At 40.9% G+C, this 445-nt stretch carries 1 protein-coding gene; it reads right to left on the minus strand.

Going from position 1 to position 445, the window contains the following annotated elements; all coding sequences use genetic code 11:
* Positions 1–429: hypothetical protein (locus A3739_RS07170; protein WP_156502441.1), on the minus strand; the 429-nt coding region annotated here is incomplete at its 3' end.
* Positions 430–445: the final 16 nt, after the last annotated feature.

The following is a 445-nucleotide window of genomic DNA, read 5'->3' on the forward strand; positions in this document are numbered from 1 at the left end:
AATAAATGCCAGTACAATAAATTGAATTGTTTCGGTGCTATCTCCGAGTATTCTGTCACTTAGTTTTTCGTTTTCGTGCTTGTAGTAAGGGAGCAAAATAGATAATGACAAGGTCGTTAAATAGATTGATGTAGCTAGAAGACCTGTCAGTCCAATAGGGTAACTCGTGATATGTTGTGTGAAGGTGTTTGCACTGAGAGCTAGCACTAGCCCTGTGAAGCCGAATGTGTAGGTGAGTCCTACAGCTAGAGCGCCTAATAGCCATGTTAATGACTCAATACTTAGTGTTTGTGGTTGGTTTGCTAGGGCTAAATGGAGTGTAAAGAAAAGAACAACAATTAACGTGTAGTGATGACTATCCGATTGCGTCAGCCATGAGCGCATAAAGGGGATATTATCTTTGTTTATCAACGGCTTGAGCTTAAACACGTCTTTCCCTAGCATG

It is taken from the genome of Oleiphilus sp. HI0067 (assembly GCF_001635735.1).